The following is a 15,235-nucleotide window of genomic DNA, read 5'->3' as shown; positions in this document are numbered from 1 at the left end:
GCAGTGTCCGCCGCCATCGGTGAGGTGTGGAATCGAGTCATGTCACAACCCATTCGCATCGGCGCAGGCGTGCTCACCCCCGCACAGGTCGTCGCCGTCGCTCGAGACGGCGCCCTGATCGAGATCGCGGACGAGGCGCGCGGACGCATCGCCGAGACGCGGAGCGTCATCGACGGACTCGCCGCCGACCCGAACCCGCACTACGGCGTCTCGACAGGATTCGGCGCGCTCGCCACCACGTTCATCGCCCCTGAGCGCCGCCGTCAGCTGCAGGCCAGCCTCATCCGCTCGCACGCCGCAGGCACCGGGGCAGAGGTGGAGACCGAGGTCGTGCGTGCACTGCAGCTTCTGCGACTGCAGACCCTCGCCTCCGGACGCACCGGCGTACGGCCCGTGGTCGCGGAGACCTACGCCGCGATGCTCAACGCCGGCATCACCCCGATCGTCCGCGAGTACGGGTCGCTCGGATGCTCCGGCGACCTCGCACCTCTGGCGCACATCGCGCTCGCGGCGATGGGAGAGGGCGATGTCCGGGTGGGTGACGCGCTTATCCCGGCATCCGACGCCCTCGCCGACGCAGGCATCGAGCCGCTGGTCCTCGAGGAGAAGGAGGGGCTCGCGCTCATCAACGGCACCGACGGGATGCTCGGGATGCTGCTTCTCGCCCTGCACGACCTCGAGACGCTCATCACGACTGCCGACGTGGCGGCGGCCATGTCGGTCGAGAGCCAGCTCGGAACCGATGCCGTGTTCGCCGCCGACCTCATGGCTCTGCGCCCGCAGGACGGGCAGACGGTGTCCGCCTCGCACATCCGCGCGTTCCTCGCCGGTTCGCCGATGGTCGCGAGCCACCGCGGACCCGAGGACGGCCGCGTGCAGGACGCCTACTCGCTGCGCTGCGCTCCGCAGGTGCACGGGGCAGCACGCGACACCATGACGCACGCCGCGATGATCGCCTCGCGCGAGCTCGCGAGCGTCATCGACAACCCCGTCGTCACAGTTGACGGCCGCATCGAGTCGAACGGCAACTTCCACGGGGCGCCGGTCGCGGCCGTCCTCGACTTCCTGGCGATCTCGGTCGCCGACGTCGCGTCGGTGTCGGAGCGCCGCACCGATCGTGCGCTCGACCCCGCACGCAGCCACGGTCTGCCGCCGTTCCTCGCGCACGAGGTCGGCGTGGACTCAGGGCTCATGATCGCGCAGTACGCCGCCGCGGGGATCGTCTCCGAGCTCAAGCGGCTCGCCGTTCCGGCATCCGTCGACTCGATCCCGTCCTCCGCCATGCAGGAGGACCACGTGTCGATGGGGTGGGCCGCAGCGCGCAAGCTGCGTCGAGCGATCGACGGGCTCGCCCGCGTTCTCGCGATCGAGGTCATCACGGCGGCTCGCGCGCTCGACCTCAGAGCACCGCTCGAGGCAGGACCAGCCACCGGGGCCGTTCGCGACCTCGTCCGCACCGTGGCCGCCGGCCCCGGCCCCGACCGATTCCTCTCACCCGAGATGGAAGCCGTCACCGAACTCGTCCGTTCGGGCGCCGTCGCCCGCAGCGCGCTGTCATCCATCACCGCGCTGTCATCCATCGCCGCCAAGGAGAACTCATGAAAGACATCCACGCCGCACGCGGACCGGAGCGCACCGCCAAGAGCTGGGGCGCCGAGGCCGCCAAGCGCATGCTGATGAACAACCTCGACCCCGAGGTCGCCGAGCACCCGGAGGACCTCGTCGTCTACGGCGGCACCGGACGCGCCGCGCGCAGCTGGGAGGCGTACGACGCGATCGTGCGCACCCTCGACGAGCTGGAGCCCGACGAGACCCTGCTCGTGCAGTCCGGCAAGCCGGTCGGCGTCTTCCGCACGCACGAGTGGGCGCCGCGCGTGCTGATTGCGAACTCGAACCTCGTCGGCGACTGGGCGACGTGGCCGGAGTTCCGCCGCCTCGAATCACTGGGCCTGACCATGTACGGGCAGATGACGGCAGGTTCCTGGATCTACATCGGCACCCAGGGCATCCTGCAGGGCACATACGAGACGTTCGCGGCCGTCGCGCGCTCGCTCGGCTCTTCAACAAGCTCCGGCCGCGACTCACTCGCGGGGACACTCACCCTCACCGGAGGCGCTGGCGGAATGGGCGGCGCGCAGCCGCTTGCCGTGACGATGAACGGGGGAGCGGTGCTGATCGTCGACGTCGACGAGACCCGCCTCGCACGTCGCGTCGAGCACGGGTACCTCGACCGCTATACGGCCGATCTCGATCAGGCCGTCGCCGACGTCCTCGCCGCCAAGGATGCCGGCACGGCGCTGTCCGTCGGGGTCGTCGGCAACGCCGCCGATGTCTTCCCCGAGTTGCTGCGCCGCGGCATCCCGATCGACATCGTCACCGATCAGACCAGCGCGCACGATCCGCTCGCGTATCTGCCGCAGGGAGTCGCTGTCGCGGATTGGAAGGCCGAGGCCGAGCGCGACCCTTCCGGATTCACCGATCGTGCACGCGCGTCGATGGCGGAGCACGTCGCCGCGATGGTCGGATTCCAGGATGCCGGTGCCGCCGTCTTCGACTACGGCAACTCCATACGTCGTGAGGCCGAGCTCGGCGGCTTCGAGCGGGCGTTCGCGTTCCCCGGGTTCGTGCCGGCATACATCCGGCCGCTGTTCGCCGAGGGCAAGGGGCCGTTCCGCTGGGTCGCGCTCTCCGGGGATCCGGCAGACATCGCCGCGACCGACCGCGCCGTCAAGGAGCTGTTCCCTGAGGACGCCGCCCTGCACCGCTGGCTCGACCAGGCAGCCGAGAAGGTGCACTTCGAGGGACTGCCGGCGCGCATCTGCTGGCTCGGATACAAGGAGCGCCACCTCGCCGGCCTTAGGTTCAACGAGATGGTCGCCTCGGGCGAGCTGACGGCGCCGATCGTGATCGGCCGTGATCATCTGGATGCCGGATCCGTGGCCTCTCCGTACCGCGAGACCGAGGCCATGGCCGACGGCTCGGATGCGATCGCGGACTGGCCGCTGCTGAACGCGCTGCTGAACACGGCATCCGGGGCCTCGTGGGTGTCGCTGCACCACGGCGGAGGGGTCGGGATCGGTCGGAGCATCCACGCCGGCCAGGTGACTGTCGCCGACGGCACCGCGCTCGCCGCAGAGAAGCTCGAGCGGGTGCTCACGAATGATCCTGGTACCGGCGTCATGCGCCATGTGGATGCCGGGTACGAGCGTGCCCGTGAGGTCGCGCGCGAGCGCGGCCTGAACGTGCCGATGCTGTGAGGATGTCACCATGCGCACGCTGATCACGAACATCGGTGAGTTGAGCACCTGCACGGTGCAGCTTGACGGCAGTGCCGGGATCATCCGCGACGCCGCGATCCTCGTCGAGCACGACCGGATCGCGTGGGTCGGCCCGGTGGACGATGCTCCCACGGAACCAGGCGGGTACGTCGAGGTGGATGCCGAGAGCCGTGCCGTCGTTCCCGGGTTCGTGGACAGTCACAGTCACATCGTGTTCGGCGGTGATCGTGCCGCGGAATTCGAAGCGCGGATGGCGGGAGAGAGGTATGCCGCCGGCGGCATCCGTTCGACCGTCGCCGCGACCAGGGGTGCGAGCGACGACGATCTGCGTGCACGGCTGCGCGGCTTCATCGCCGAGATGCATGCGCAGGGCACCACGACCGTCGAGATCAAGAGCGGGTACGGCCTGGACGTCGAGACAGAGCTGCGCCTCGTCCGGCTCGCTGCCGAGGTCACACCCGAGGTCACGTTCCTCGGCGCGCATGTGGTGCCTGCGGAGTACGTCGAAGACGCGGACGGCTATGTCGACCTCGTCACCGGCCCGATGCTGGAGGCTTGCGCCCCGCACGCCCGCTGGATCGACGTGTTCTGCGAGACCGGGGCGTTCACGGTGGAGCAGTCGCGCCGTGTGCTCGAAGCCGGCATCGCCCGTGGACTCGCGCCGCGCGTGCACGCCGGCCAGCTCGGGCCCAGCGACGGCGTGCGGATGGCGATCGAGCTCGGCGCGGCATCCGTCGACCACGGCACGTACCTGACCGACTCCGACATCGAGGCGCTCGCAGCATCCGACACCGTTCTCACGCTGCTGCCCGGCGTCGAGTTCTCCACGCGACAGCCGTACCCCGACGCGCGCCGACTCATCGACGCCGGCGTCACCGTCGCGCTCGCATGCGACACGAATCCCGGGTCGAGTTTCACCTCGTCCATGCCGTTCTGCATCGCCGTCGCCGTCCGCGACATGGGCATGACTCCGGCCGAAGCGCTGTGGGCGGCGACCGCCGGGGGAGCGGCGGCGCTGCGGCGGGACGACATCGGCATGATCGCGCCCGGTTTCCGCGCCGATCTTGTGCTGCTGGACGCGCCCAGCCACGTGCACCTGTCGTACCGGCCAGGGGTTCCGCTGGTCAGGCAGGTATGGAAGGACGGCGTCCCCGTCGCGTAGCCGGTCGCGAAGCAGGAAACAGCAGCGCGAGATCAACCCAGTGCCTGGGCGCACACCACGGCGGCTGCCGCTGACCACGCCTGAGGCCGGCACGCGGCGGGGTACGGCACCGGGATGCCACCGGGAATCCTGGAATCACCGGACTGCAGCTCCGGGACGCGGTAGTCGAAGCCTTCGGCGGAGTCGACCAATTCGCGAGCGATAACGGCGGCCTCGGCGGTGAGCCCGGCGCGCAGCATCCCGTGCACGGCGATGGCCGTGTCGTGCGCCCAGACGCTGCCGCCGTGATAACTGAGCGGCCAGTACCCGGCGGCCCCGGTGGACAGCGTGCGGATGCCATATCCACTCGACATCGTCGGCGAGATGAGCACCTCCGCGCACGCGCGCTCTTCGTCGGGATCCAGGATGCCGGTGCCGATCAGATGGCCGATGTTGCTCGAGAGCGAATCGACCGCGGCTCCATGCGCATCGAGGGCGATCGCCGGGTACCGGCCCTCCGAGGTCTCCACCCAGAACGCTGCACGGAACCTCCGGCGCAGGTCGGCCGCCCACTGTCTCAGATCGTCGCCGCCCTGCTCGTCCAGTGCATCGAGCAGCTCCGCCCCGCGCATCGCGGCCTCGTAGGCGTAGCCCTGCACCTCGCTCAGCGCGATCGGGCCCTCGGCCAGGTGCCCGTCCTGCCACTGGATCGAGTCTCCTGAGTCCTTCCAGCCCTGGTTCGCGAGGCCGTGCCCCGTCTGGTCGACGTAGTCGATGAACCCGCTGCCCGAGGCGTCGCCGTGCACGATCATCCAGTCCAGTGCTGCGCGCAGGTTGGGCAGCAGATCGCGCAGATCCGCGTCCGAGAGTCCGGCATCCCGAGCATCGGCCAGCAGGCACACCCAGAGCGGCGTCGCATCCACGGTGCCGTAGTACAGCGGCGGCAGATGCACGCCCTCGTTCGGCAGCGACAGCGCGGCGCTGCGCAGCTCGTGGGGGATCTTGCCCGGCGCCTCAGCGGTTGCGGCATCCGTCTTCGTGCCCTGAAGGCGGCCGAGCACGCGCAGGGTGGAGGCTGCGATCTCGGGGTCGAGTGCGAGCGCGAGTCGCGCCGCCCAGATCGAATCGCGACCGAACAGGGTGAAGAACCAGGGCGCTCCGGCCGCGTAGAAGGCGTCGTCCGGATGCTCCGGAGCAGACAGCCGCAGCGCCGCGAGGTCACCGGCGGCTCGGTCGAGCCAGCGTCGCACGCGGGAGTCGCTCGTCGCGACGTGGACTGCGTCGGCAACCGACGTCGGCGCACCCACCACGAGCGTCGCGTCCTCGAACGCGAGAGCCCAGTCGAGTTCGACGCGTCCACGTGGCGGCACATCGACCTGCCAGCGAAGCCGGATGCCGGCACCCGGCGCCGACTCCGCATCCTCGATCGAGATCGCAGCATCCGCGGCCTCGACGGTGAACGACGCCGTGGCTGACCGGACTCGTGTCCCGTCCCAGGTCCATTCGTCTGCGCCGGCAATCCCGGCCTTCACCTGCTGGAGCGGCGCGAAGTCCGGCGCGATGGTCACGGTCAGTCTCACCGAGAGCGAGACGTCGCGGGCGGATGACACCACGATCCGCTCGTGGAACGACCCAGCGGCGACGAGGCGCTCGCGATCCATGCGCACCTTGGGGTCGGCCTGATCGTCATCGATGCCGCGCAGCACATCGGTGAACACCGCGGTCTGCGCCGTGGGGGTCGCGCACGCGATCGATTCCAGCTCCGTGCCGTCCACACCGGTCGCCACCGACCGGACGTGGCGGACATCGCCGTGATAGATGCCGTGGATGGGCGACGCACCCATCCTCCCTGCGGCATCCGACCAGACCTGGGTCGGGGCCCGGAGGATGATGGTCGCGTCGTTCAGGAGCGGCTGGAGAGGCGTGATCGTCATCCCTTCACCGCTCCTTCGCTGGTGTTCATGATGCGCTTCTGGAAGATGAAGAACATCACCGCAACCGGGATGGTCATGATGAGCGCCGCCGCGAGCTTGAGCGGATACTGCTTGCCCTGACTCAGCTGTCCGTTCGCGAGCTGCGCGACGCCTCTGGTCAGTGTTGTGAGATCCGGCGACTGCGTCGAGATGATGAAGTGCGCCAGCTCGTTCCACGACCCCTGGAACGACAGGATGATGATCGTGATGAGCGCCGGACGCGCCATCGGCAGCACCACAGACCAGAACACCCGGAACGTTCCGGCCCCGTCTATGCGGGCCTGCTCCTCGACGGAGGCGGGAATGGACTCGAAGAAGTTCTTCATGATGAACACGCCTGCCGCGTCCACGAGGAGCGGCAGGATCATGCCGGCGTACGAGTCGTAGATGCCGAGCTGCTTGATCACGAGGAACTTCGGAATCAGCAGAACGACCGCCGGAACGCTCATGACAGCGACGAGTCCGGCGAACACGACCCCGCGGCCGCGGAATTGCAGCCTGGCGAGGGCATAGCCGGCGAGCGAGACGAAGAACACGCGTCCGAGGGTCACGACGACCGTGACGACGACCGAGTTGCGGAACCACGTCGGGTAGTCGCTGCGCAGGAACAGCTGCGCGTACGCCTCTGTCGTGAAGGTCTGCGGCACGAGGGAGAGCGGGTTGGCCGCCGCATCCGGATCGGTCTTGAAGCTCGTGGCGACCTGGATGAGGAACGGGTAGATGTACACAAGAGCGAGCACGACCAGGACGGCGTAGAGGATCGACGTCGTGAGAATCCGTTTCGTTCCGCTGCTCATGCCGGCGCGGCGCGCCGGGGCCGCCGACGGAGCAGCAGCGGTATCGGTGGCGGGATCGATCGCGGTCATGATCTGGCCTCCTCAGCGGCGGATGCCGCGGCCGCCGACTCGCGGGCGGTCGCCGCTGCGACAGCGGCCTGATACGGACGTGCACGCCGGCGCGAGACCGGACGCTCACGGAGAACCCAGCGCTGCAGCAGCGTGAGCAGGATGATGATGACGAACAGGATGAACGCGATCGCGGCACCCTGCCCCCAGTCCTGATTGATGAACGAGGCCTGGTAGGACTGGTACGCGGGCGTCAGCGTGGTCTTGCCCGGTTGTCCGCGGCTGCCGGTGTAGATCTGGTCGAACACCTGCCAGGTGCCGATCAGTCCGAGCGTCAGAACCGTGAACAGCGTCGGACGCAGCTGCGGCAGCGTCACCTGCCAGAAGCGCTGCCACCCGTTCGCGCCGTCGGTCATGGCAGCCTCCTGCACCTCGCCCGAGATGTTCTGAAGGGCCGCGAGGAACAGCAGCATGAACGTGCCGCTCGTGGTGAACACGGCCATGATGATGTACACGCACATCGCCACGCTCGGGCCGCCGATCCAGTCCCAGAGCGAGACGCCCAGCACGTCGTTGCCTGTCAGGGCGGCAGGGCCCGAGGTCGCTCCGAAGTGGAAGATCCCGGAGGGGTCGTTGAGCCAGTTCGGGCCGTTGATGCCGAGCCAGCCGAGCGCCGCGTTGATCGCACCCGTCGTCGAGAACAGGAACAGGAACAGGACGGTGATGGCGACCGAGCTGGTGACGGACGGGAAGTAGAAGGCGGTGCGGAAGAAGCCTCGGCCCTTGAGGATCTGCCGGTTCACCAGGACGGCGAGGAAGAGACTGAGCGCGGTCTGGCACGGCACGACGAGCAGCGCGTACCAGGCGTTGTTCTTCAGGCTCATGCCGAAGTCCTGCTCGTCCAGTCCTCCGCCGACCAGCAGTGTGCCGTAGTTGCGGAGCCCGACGAACGACACCGAACCGGCGAACGGTGAACCGCGCCCTCCCCAGTCGCTGACGCTCACCCACAGCGCCATGAGAACGGGAACGACGAGGAAGACTCCCAGCAGGATGAGCATCGGGGCGGTGAACAGCCACCCCGATGCGGTCTCGCCGCGGCGGAGGCCGCGGTGGGACCGCACATCGGAGGCGGCCATGATCACTTCAGAAGTGCTTCGAGGTTCTTCTGCGCCGAGTCGAGGATCGCCTGCGGGTCGGCCGTCGCGAGTGCGCCGATCTTGCTGTTGAAGTCGGTGACGACGTCAGCCGCGCCCTTGATGGTGGGCATGCTCATCGCGTAGTCGGCGCCGGCGAGGAAGGGCGCCAGAGTCGGGTTGTCGCTCTTCCACTGATCGGCTGCGGACTGGATCGACGGCATCACGCCGAACGCCTTCGAGAATGCGAGCTGCTGATCGGTCGACGTCAGGTACTCGACGAGGTCGAGCGCCGCCTCCTGATTCGGGCTGTCGGCTGCGATGCCCCAGCAGTTCGTGAACTGGAGAGTTCCCATGTCGCCATCAGGGCCGGCCGGCAGCTCTGCGACCTTGTACTTCACGTCGGGGTAGTCGTTCGTCATGGCGCCGGTGATCCAGTTGCCCTCGACGACCATGGCGGCCTTCTGCGTGCCGAACGCCTCGCCGCCCCATCCGGTGCCGAGGTCCGCGGCGAACTTCATCTCACCGTCGTTCAGCATGCCCTTGAGGTAATCGAGCGCCGCGACGTTGCCGTCGGCGGTCGCGGTGGCCTCCGTGGAGTCGGCGTTCATCAGGCCGCCTCCAGCGGCGACCATGAAGGCGCCGACGCGGGCGTACTCGCCGCCCATGCTGAGGCCGACGTGCCCGTCTGCGGTGAGCTTCTTCGCCACGGAGGTCAGCTGATCCCAATCGGTGGGGATGTCGGAGTCGGTGAGGCCAGCAGCATCCCACATGTCGGTGTTGATGATGAGCTGCAGCGTCGAAAAGTCCTTCGGAGCGCAGTAGAGCTCGTCGTCGTAGGTGAAGGAGGTCTGCAGGCTCGGGTAGAAGTCGTCCTTGTTCTTCAGCTGATCGCCGTAGGCGAGCAGCGACCCGTTCGACGCGTATCCGGCGAGAGCGTCGGTCGACAGGTAGAACACGTCGGCGGGGGAGCCGGCGGCGAATCCCTGCGACAGCTGCTGGTTGAGGTCGCTGGCGGCGGTGACGGTCGCCTTGACCCCTGAGTCCTTCGACCACGCTGCGACGGCCGCGTCGACCGCGTCGGTCTCGGCGTCACCGGATGACCCGATGAGGATGCTGAGCGGCTTGTCAGACGACGTGAGCGAGTCGGGTTCGGCTGAGCTGCCGGTGTCGTCCGAGAATCCGGAGCCGCAGGCGGTGAGCGCGAGAGCTGCGGTGCTGAGCAGGGCGAGGGTGCCGAGCACCGAACGGGTGGTGTGCCGTGACATTGCATTCTCCCTTGAAGAAAGTCCGGTGAATTTGAACGATCAAATTCGGTATGCAATACGCTAGATCCGGTGCAGGGGGCTGTCAAGGGCACCTGCGGGACGGGAGGCCCCGATGGCGAAGGCGCCGACGGTACAGGACGTCGCGGAGCGTGCCGGTGTGTCGCGGCAGACGGTCTCCAACGTCCTGAACACGCCGGACGTCGTGCGCCCGGGCACCAGGGACCGCGTCCTGTCCGCGATCGACGAGCTGGGCTATCGACGGCACGGCCCCGCGCGCAGGCTGAGGCTGCGCCGCAGCTCGACCATCGGCATCCGGCTCGACCCGTATGTCGGCGGCATCTCCGGCGTCGTGCTGGACCGATTCGTGCACGCCGTCACCGAGCGCGCGAGCGCGCGCGGCATGCGCATGCTCGTTTACTCGGCACGGTCGGCGGAGGAGGAGTACACGCGCCTGTCGGAGCTGTGGGACAGCTCGGAGATCGATGCGGCGATCCTGACCGGCACCGTGCGCGATGACCCACGGGTTCCTCTTCTGGACGAACGCGCGCTGCCGTTCGTGTCGTTCGGCCGGCCGTGGGGGAAGGACGACATCGCTGACCCCCGCCACCTGTGGGTCGACGTCGACGGGGCCGGCGGCACGCGAGCGGCGACGAAGCATGCCCTGGCCTACGGCAGCCGTGTGGCGTTCCTCGGATGGCCGTCGGGCTCAGGAACCGGGGATGATCGCGAGCGCGGCTGGCTCGAGGCGATGCGCGCGGGTGGAGTCGGGGGCACGCGTCTCACCGCCACCGAGGACGTCGCCGCGGCGCGCGGTGCGGTCGCGCAGAGTCTGGATGACGGGTTCGATGCGGACGCGATCGTCTGCGTCAGCGACACGCTCGCCGTCGGCGCGCTGCTCGCCCTGAACGCGGCAGGACGACGGATGCCGGTCATCGGCTTCGACAACACACCGACCGCTGACGCCCTCGGTTTCTCCAGCGTGGAGCAGCGGCCGGAGGACGTGGCAGACGGAGTGCTCACCTTGCTCATGGGCCGCACCGGCGATGTGGTCGTGCCGCGCCGGCCGCAGGCCGGGACCGCGCACGTGCTGATCGAGCCGGAGCTCGTCGTTCGCTGAGCGCGTCGTTCGCTGAGCGCAGCGGTCAGATCCGCCCGGCGACCCCGGCGAGCAGCTCCAGCACGCACAGGGCGGCCAGGCGCACGGTGCGGCCGTCCTCGGTGTCGGCGGTGGCATCCACTTCGGCGATGTCCGCGCTGACCACCCGAGCGTCGGAGGCAACCGCCCTGGTGAGCGCGCGCAGCTCCCAGGCTGCGAGCCCGCCTGGCACGCTCGCAGGGCACCCCGGCGCGACAGAGCGATCGCACACGTCCACATCGATGTCGAGATGGACGGGGCCGTCGCCCGCACCGGCGACCTCGACGGCTTCGGCGACCACATCGTCGATGCCGCGCCGACGCAGCTCGTCGAGCGTGATCACGCGGATGCCCCAGTCGGCCGCGCGTCGAGCGTATGCGGCCGAGTTCGCGAAGTCGGCGATCCCGATCTGCACGATCCGACGCGGATCGATGCGCTCGGTCGGCACGGTGGCGGCCGCCGGCGCGTCCTCGACGAGCCGCCGCACCGGGGTGCCGTTCGAGACGCCGTCGCGCAGGTCGAAGTGGGCGTCGAAGGTGATGAGACCGGATGCCGCAGAGCCCAGCGCGACGGGATAGGTCAGCGAGTTGTCCCCGCCAAGGGCGATCACGAACGCCGGCGCGAGTTCGCGCACCCGTGCGATGGTCGCGGCCTCACCCTCGTCGCCATCCGGCTCGTCGACGTCGCCGGCATCCTGGATCGTCAGGGCATCGGCGAGATCGAGGATCGGCGGACCCATGAGCGTCGTGCCGTACCGCTGCAGCGCCTCGCGGATCGCTCCTGGCGTCGCGTGCGCCCCGGTGGGCGACAGCGAGGTCTGCCACGTCGGCACGCCGAGCAGCACGGCATTCGCCTCGCCGTCGAAGGCCGGCCAGGAACCGGCACGAGGCCACAGCGGGTCTTGCGAGAGAGCCATGTTCACACTCCGTGTTCTTCAGACGCCGGGGATCACGGCGTGCGCGATGGAGAAGATGGCAAGCCCTGCCAGCGCCCCGACGACGGTGCCGTTGAGGCGGATGTACTGCAGGTCGCGACCGACCATGAGCTCGATCTTCTCGGTCGTCTCGGCCGGATCCCAGCGCTCGACGGTGTCGGTGATGATCGACGCGATGTCGTGCCGGTAGCGGTCGACGAGGAAGACGGCGGCCTCCGACACCCAGGAATCCACGCGGCGCTGCAGCGCGGCATCCTTCGTCAGGCGTTCGCCGACCTCTTCGAGCGCCTGCACCGCCCGCAGGCGGAGGCTGCTCTGCGGATCGGCGAGCGATCGGATCAGCCCGTTCTTGGCGGTGTTCCAGGCCTCGGCCGCCAGGGCCCCGACGCGTGGACTGTCGAACAGCGACGCCTTCGCGTTCTCGAGCTTTCGGCGGGTGACCGGATCGTTCTGCAGGTTCTCGGCCAGCCGGGCGAGATACCCGTCGATCGCCAGCCGCGCCGGATGCTGCGGGTCGGCGCGCACGGCATCCACGAACTTGACCGCCTCGTGGTACACCGTGTCATCCACGAACCGGTGCGCGAGCTTCGGCACCCAGCCGGGGAGGCGTCGGGAGACGAGTCCGTGGAACGCGTCCTCGTTCGCGATGAGCCACGTGCTGATGCTGTCGGCGGCGAGATCGATGGCGCCGCGGTGCGCGTCGGATTCGACGATCTTCTCGAGCCAGGCGCCGGCCGGCGGCCCCCACTCCGGCTGGACGAGGTGCTCGCGGGCGAGGTCGGTGATGAGGTCGCGGACGTCGTCGTCGCTCAGGGCGTTCAGAACACCCGTGGCGATCGCAGAACCTTCGGCGGCCACCCGTTCGGCGTGCGCGGGCTGCTGCAGCCACTCGCCGGCGCGCAGTGCGATCGCCGTCGAAGCGAGTTTCGTGCGCACCACGTCGGCGGCCAGGAAGTTCGTCTCGACGAACTCGCCGAGCGTCCGGCCGATCTCGTCCTTGCGGTTCGGGATGATCGCCGTGTGCGGGATCGGCAGCCCGAGTGGGCGCCGGAACAGGGCCGTGACGGCGAACCAGTCCGCGAGTGCGCCGACCATGCCGCCCTCGGCGGCGGCCCGGACGTACGAGAGCCATGGATGCCGCTCCTGCAGCCAGAACGCGATGACGAATACGATCGCCATGAAGATGAGTGCGCCCAGTGCGATCGCCTTCATCACCCGCAGGGCGCGCAGGCGTTCCTGATCGGCAGGGGACAGCAGAGCCATCGGAGTGCGCGGCATGCTGTCATCCTCGCACGCGGGGTAGCCTCGTCTCGTGATCGAAGACATCAAGAAGCGCGCGCTGCACCGCACCAGCATCCTGGAGGGTCAGCTGCGCGGCGTCGCCCGCATGATCGAGGGCGAGGAGTACTGCATGGACATCATCACGCAGTCCCGCGCCATCCAGAAGTCCCTGGAGTCACTGAACCGCCTGCTGCTGGAGAACCACCTGCGCACGCACGTCACGCACATGTTCGAATCCGGCGGCGACGAGCGCGAGCAAGCCGTCGACGAACTGCTGAAGGCGTTCGACTTCGAGCGGAAGTAGTAGTCAGTCGAGCGGACCGAGCAGCGCGCTCGCCGCGGTCGAGTGCGCCGACTCCGGGTCCGACGGATGGAACATGCCCGCCAGCACGTCGCGGTAGAGCCGGGAGAGCTCGTTCGACGAGAAGTAGGATCCGCCGCCCGCGGTGAGGATCGCCTGATCGACGACGTGCTTGGCCATCACGACCGCGCGGTGCTTCGTGCCCGACAGCAGAGTGAACCAGCGGGCGCCGTTGTCCGCCTGCTGATCGACGTCGCGCGCGAGCGCTGCGATCTGCGGAGGCAGCGCCTCGTACGCGAGGCTCATGTCGGCGATCCGCAAGCGGATGTCGGGATCCTGGCTGTATGCCAGACCGGTCTTCTTCGATGTGCGCTTCTGCACGGTCTGCACCGCCAGCTCCAGAGCGCGGCGGGCGATGCCGGTGTAGACCGAGGCGAGCAACAGTTCGAAGACGCTGAAGATCCCGAAGACGATCGGATCGGGTGAAGGCCCCGGGTCGATGCGGCGCACGATCTGCGATGCCGGCGCGACGGCTCCGTCGAGGCGGGTGGTGCGGCTCTGGGTCGCTCGCATGCCGAGCGTGTCCCAGTCGTCGCTGGTGACGACGGCATCCGTTCGATCGACGAACGCGAACACGAGTTTCGGGGCATCCTCGCTCGTCGTGTCGAGCCCGTGCAGGCCGAGCTTCGTCCACACCGGGGCGAGCGAGGTGAATATCTTCGTTCCGGTGAAGACGTACGAGCCGTCCGGCTGCGGTGCGGCATCCGTGTCGCTTCCGAACAGCACGAGGTCGTTGCCGCCCTCGCTGATCCCGAAGGCGAACACGTCGCCACGGGCGGCGCCATCCTGCACGAACTCGAGCCCCGGCACGCCGCGGTCGCCGAACACCTTCGCGACGCCGGTCCAGACCAGGTGCATGTTGATGCACAGCGCCGTGGCAGGGGATGCCGTCGCCAGCCGCTGCTGCAGGATCGCCGCCTGCTCGAGCCCGAGCCCCGCGCCGCCGCGTTCGGTCGGAACGAGGATCTTGAGGTACCCGGCATCCCGGAGGTCGTCCAGATCCTGCTGGGGGAACGTGTTCTCGCGGTCGTGGATCGGCGCGCGCTCGCGGATGCGCTCGAGCAGGTCGTCGGGGAGGTGGACAGTGGGGTCGAAACTCATGACAGTGCCTCCAGGAGGTGGCGGATGGTGTCTTCCGGCTTGTCGCGATGCGGCGAGTGTCCGGCGCCGGTGACGACGGACATCGAGATGTTCGCGTTCGCGGCGAGCAGTTCGGCTGCGACCCCGCCGGTGAACAGGCTGTACACCTCGGGGTCCGCTCCGATGATGTGTGTTCGGATCGTCAGCCGCGCAGCATCCGCCCTGACGTCCCAGGGCTTGTTCTGCGCGCTCGTCTGCTCGACGGCCCAGCGGCTGCCCCGGGTGACCGCGTCGATCTTGAGCTCGTGGTCCTGAGGGTGCCAGTGCGGGTGCTCCGACTGCACGACCTCGATCCGGTTGTCGGAGAACGCCCGCTCCTGGCTGCGACGGACGATCGACGCATCGCGCCCGTCGACGAGGATGGCCGGGTCGATCAGGACGAGGCGCCTCGTCCAGGACGGGTCGGATGCCGCGGCGACGGTGCTGGATGCTCCGCCGAGCGAGTGTCCGATGACGGCATCCCATTGATCGGCGCCCGCCGGGCGGGTCGCAGTCAGATCGGCGGCGTAGGCGGCGACCGTGTAGTCGAGCGCGCGCGGCGCGTCGCCATGGCCGCGCAGGTCGATCGCGACCGCGTGCCATCCGGCGTTCCCCAGCGCGTCGCCCAGACGCCACATCAGCGCTCCGGACGAGCCGAGCCCATGCACGAGCAGTGCGGTCTTCTCGGACGCGGGATCGCCCCACGACAATCGGGGCAGTGTCACAACGCTCACGGGATCAGCCTAGGAGGGTGCGCGGTGCCGTGC

The 15,235-nt window shown here is 68.9% G+C and carries 13 protein-coding genes; 5 read left to right on the top strand and 8 right to left on the bottom strand.

Going from position 1 to position 15,235, the window contains the following annotated elements; genetic code table 11:
• Positions 1 to 39 precede the first annotated feature (39 nt).
• Genes hutH through hutI form a run of 3 tightly spaced genes read left to right on the top strand, consistent with a single transcriptional unit; the run spans position 40 to position 4,440 of the window.
• Positions 40 to 1,602, top strand: coding sequence for a histidine ammonia-lyase (hutH, locus tag LQZ87_RS10990; RefSeq protein WP_230103517.1), 1,563 nt, complete (start codon positions 40 to 42; stop codon positions 1,600 to 1,602).
• A complete protein-coding gene (gene hutU, locus LQZ87_RS10985; RefSeq protein WP_230103516.1) occupies positions 1,599 to 3,257 on the top strand; it encodes a urocanate hydratase in 1,659 nt (552 codons plus the stop codon). Before hutH ends, hutU begins: the two co-directional genes overlap by 4 nt.
• Before the next feature lie 10 nt (positions 3,258 to 3,267).
• Entirely contained in the window at positions 3,268 to 4,440 is a 1,173-nt protein-coding gene (gene hutI, locus LQZ87_RS10980) for an imidazolonepropionase (RefSeq protein ID WP_230103515.1), read from the top strand.
• Between the two features lie 32 nt (positions 4,441 to 4,472).
• Here the strand turns inward: hutI and LQZ87_RS10975 are convergent, their stop codons facing one another.
• The 4 genes from LQZ87_RS10975 to LQZ87_RS10960 form a co-directional block, all read right to left on the bottom strand.
• Positions 4,473 to 6,353 carry a glycogen debranching N-terminal domain-containing protein gene (locus tag LQZ87_RS10975; protein ID WP_230103514.1) on the bottom strand — a complete coding sequence of 627 codons (1,881 nt, stop codon included), beginning with the start codon at positions 6,351 to 6,353 and terminating at the stop codon, positions 4,473 to 4,475.
• The gene (locus LQZ87_RS10970) at positions 6,350 to 7,189 is read right to left on the bottom strand and encodes a carbohydrate ABC transporter permease (protein WP_230103673.1); all 840 of its coding nucleotides are present in this window, start codon (positions 7,187 to 7,189) and stop codon (positions 6,350 to 6,352) included. Before LQZ87_RS10970 ends, LQZ87_RS10975 begins: the two co-directional genes overlap by 4 nt.
• A gap of 65 nt (positions 7,190 to 7,254) precedes the next feature.
• Entirely contained in the window at positions 7,255 to 8,373 is a 1,119-nt protein-coding gene (locus LQZ87_RS10965; protein WP_230103513.1) for a sugar ABC transporter permease, read from the bottom strand.
• A gap of 2 nt (positions 8,374 to 8,375) precedes the next feature.
• Positions 8,376 to 9,638, bottom strand: coding sequence for an extracellular solute-binding protein (locus LQZ87_RS10960; RefSeq protein WP_230103512.1), 1,263 nt, complete (start codon positions 9,636 to 9,638; stop codon positions 8,376 to 8,378).
• A 112-nt stretch (positions 9,639 to 9,750) separates the two neighbouring features.
• Between LQZ87_RS10960 and LQZ87_RS10955 the strand changes: the two genes are divergently transcribed.
• Positions 9,751 to 10,755: a LacI family DNA-binding transcriptional regulator gene (locus LQZ87_RS10955; protein ID WP_230103511.1), complete on the top strand. Its 1,005-nt coding sequence runs from the start codon at positions 9,751 to 9,753 to the stop codon at positions 10,753 to 10,755.
• Positions 10,756 to 10,780: 25 nt separating this feature from the next.
• On the opposite strand, the gene LQZ87_RS10950 is transcribed toward LQZ87_RS10955, so the two are convergent.
• Together LQZ87_RS10950 and LQZ87_RS10945 are read right to left on the bottom strand one after the other, a co-directional pair.
• The gene (locus tag LQZ87_RS10950; protein WP_230103510.1) at positions 10,781 to 11,689 is read right to left on the bottom strand and encodes an agmatinase family protein; all 909 of its coding nucleotides are present in this window, start codon (positions 11,687 to 11,689) and stop codon (positions 10,781 to 10,783) included.
• 18 nt (positions 11,690 to 11,707) lie between these two features.
• A complete protein-coding gene (locus LQZ87_RS10945; protein WP_230103509.1) occupies positions 11,708 to 12,985 on the bottom strand; it encodes a DUF445 domain-containing protein in 1,278 nt (425 codons plus the stop codon).
• Positions 12,986 to 13,019: 34 nt separating this feature from the next.
• On the opposite strand from LQZ87_RS10945, the gene LQZ87_RS10940 reads away from it, so the two are divergent.
• Complete coding sequence (locus tag LQZ87_RS10940; protein WP_230103508.1) at positions 13,020 to 13,292, top strand: metal-sensitive transcriptional regulator; 273 nt, start codon at positions 13,020 to 13,022, stop codon at positions 13,290 to 13,292.
• Positions 13,293 to 13,295: 3 nt separating this feature from the next.
• Here the strand turns inward: LQZ87_RS10940 and LQZ87_RS10935 are convergent, their stop codons facing one another.
• Positions 13,296 to 14,450, bottom strand: coding sequence for an acyl-CoA dehydrogenase family protein (locus tag LQZ87_RS10935; protein ID WP_230103507.1), 1,155 nt, complete (start codon positions 14,448 to 14,450; stop codon positions 13,296 to 13,298).
• Positions 14,447 to 15,202, bottom strand: a complete 756-nt coding sequence (locus LQZ87_RS10930; protein WP_230103506.1) for an alpha/beta hydrolase — start codon at positions 15,200 to 15,202, stop codon at positions 14,447 to 14,449. The genes LQZ87_RS10935 and LQZ87_RS10930 overlap by 4 nt, the downstream gene beginning before the upstream one ends.
• Between the last annotated feature and the right edge of the window lie 33 nt (positions 15,203 to 15,235).

Origin of the sequence: Microbacterium sp. Bi121, from assembly GCF_918698005.1 — a bacterium.
Classification (GTDB): Bacteria; Actinomycetota; Actinomycetes; order Actinomycetales; family Microbacteriaceae; genus Microbacterium.
The sequence above is the reverse complement of the archived record's forward strand: the minus strand, read 5'-3'. Positions and strand labels throughout refer to the sequence as shown.

Bases quoted from the DNA above. Each gene is read 5' to 3' on its own strand.
- hutI (WP_230103515.1), top strand. From the start codon at position 3,268: ATGCGCACGCTGATCACGAACATCGGTGAGTTGAGCACCTGCACGGTG.
- LQZ87_RS10950 (WP_230103510.1), bottom strand. From the start codon at position 11,689: ATGGCTCTCTCGCAAGACCCGCTGTGGCCTCGTGCCGGTTCCTGGCCG.
- LQZ87_RS10975 (WP_230103514.1), bottom strand. From the start codon at position 6,353: ATGACGATCACGCCTCTCCAGCCGCTCCTGAACGACGCGACCATCATC.
- LQZ87_RS10960 (WP_230103512.1), bottom strand. From the start codon at position 9,638: ATGTCACGGCACACCACCCGTTCGGTGCTCGGCACCCTCGCCCTGCTC.
- hutU (WP_230103516.1), top strand. From the start codon at position 1,599: ATGAAAGACATCCACGCCGCACGCGGACCGGAGCGCACCGCCAAGAGC.
- LQZ87_RS10955 (WP_230103511.1), top strand. From the start codon at position 9,751: ATGGCGAAGGCGCCGACGGTACAGGACGTCGCGGAGCGTGCCGGTGTG.
- LQZ87_RS10965 (WP_230103513.1), bottom strand. From the start codon at position 8,373: ATGGCCGCCTCCGATGTGCGGTCCCACCGCGGCCTCCGCCGCGGCGAG.
- hutH (WP_230103517.1), top strand. From the start codon at position 40: ATGTCACAACCCATTCGCATCGGCGCAGGCGTGCTCACCCCCGCACAG.
- LQZ87_RS10945 (WP_230103509.1), bottom strand. From the start codon at position 12,985: ATGCCGCGCACTCCGATGGCTCTGCTGTCCCCTGCCGATCAGGAACGC.
- LQZ87_RS10935 (WP_230103507.1), bottom strand. From the start codon at position 14,450: ATGAGTTTCGACCCCACTGTCCACCTCCCCGACGACCTGCTCGAGCGC.
- LQZ87_RS10970 (WP_230103673.1), bottom strand. From the start codon at position 7,189: ATGAGCAGCGGAACGAAACGGATTCTCACGACGTCGATCCTCTACGCC.